This is a genomic window from Streptomyces sp. NPDC018610 (assembly GCF_044391765.1).
Taxonomy (GTDB): domain Bacteria; phylum Actinomycetota; class Actinomycetes; order Streptomycetales; family Streptomycetaceae; genus Streptomyces.
This window is the reverse complement of record NZ_JBISAL010000026.1, coordinates 1,662-2,963: the sequence shown is the minus strand read 5'-3', so window position 1 is coordinate 2,963 and position 1,302 is coordinate 1,662. Positions and strand designations below refer to the sequence as shown.

At 56.3% G+C, this 1,302-nt stretch carries 1 rRNA gene (cut by a window edge); it reads right to left on the bottom strand.

From position 1 onward, the window contains the following. Positions 1–127 precede the first annotated feature (127 nt). Positions 128–1,302, bottom strand: a 23S ribosomal RNA gene (locus ACH5A8_RS34510) (its annotated part continues 1,661 nt past the right edge of the window); the annotation flags it as partial.

Below are 1,302 nucleotides of genomic sequence, written 5' to 3'. Positions count from 1 at the left end.
AATGTAACCGGGCGTTTCCCTCACGCTATGACCACCGAAACACTATGAAACTGTCAACCGCACCACGCCGTGACCTGGCATGGGGTTGTTCGTGGTTTCAGAACCAACACAGTGGACGCGAGCAACTGAGGACAAGCCCTCGGCCTATTAGTACCGGTCACCTCCACACGTTACCGTGCTTCCAGATCCGGCCTATCAACCCAGTCGTCTACTGGGAGCCTTACCCCATCAAGTGGGTGGGAGTCCTCATCTCGAAGCAGGCTTCCCGCTTAGATGCTTTCAGCGGTTATCCCTCCCGAACGTAGCCAACCAGCCATGCCCTTGGCAGAACAACTGGCACACCAGAGGTTCGTCCGTCCCGGTCCTCTCGTACTAGGGACAGCCCTTCTCAAGACTCCTACGCGCACAGCGGATAGGGACCGAACTGTCTCACGACGTTCTAAACCCAGCTCGCGTACCGCTTTAATGGGCGAACAGCCCAACCCTTGGGACCGACTCCAGCCCCAGGATGCGACGAGCCGACATCGAGGTGCCAAACCATCCCGTCGATATGGACTCTTGGGGAAGATCAGCCTGTTATCCCCGGGGTACCTTTTATCCGTTGAGCGACGGCGCTTCCACAAGCCACCGCCGGATCACTAGTCCCGACTTTCGTCCCTGCTCGACCCGTCGGTCTCACAGTCAAGCTCCCTTGTGCACTTACACTCAACACCTGATTGCCAACCAGGCTGAGGGAACCTTTGGGCGCCTCCGTTACCCTTTAGGAGGCAACCGCCCCAGTTAAACTACCCATCAGACACTGTCCCTGATCCGGATCACGGACCCAGGTTAGACATCCAGCACGACCAGACTGGTATTTCAACGACGACTCCACAAACACTGGCGTGCCTGCTTCACAGTCTCCCAGCTATCCTACACAAGCCGAACCGAACACCAATATCAAACTGTAGTAAAGGTCCCGGGGTCTTTCCGTCCTGCTGCGCGAAACGAGCATCTTTACTCGTAGTGCAATTTCACCGGGCCTATGGTTGAGACAGTCGAGAAGTCGTTACGCCATTCGTGCAGGTCGGAACTTACCCGACAAGGAATTTCGCTACCTTAGGATGGTTATAGTTACCACCGCCGTTTACTGGCGCTTAAGTTCTCAGCTTCGCCTGGACGAATCCAAGCTAACCGGTCCCCTTAACGTTCCAGCACCGGGCAGGCGTCAGTCCGTATACATCGCCTTACGGCTTCGCACGGACCTGTGTTTTTAGTAAACAGTCGCTTCTCGCTGGTCTCTGCGGCCACCCCCAGCTCAAG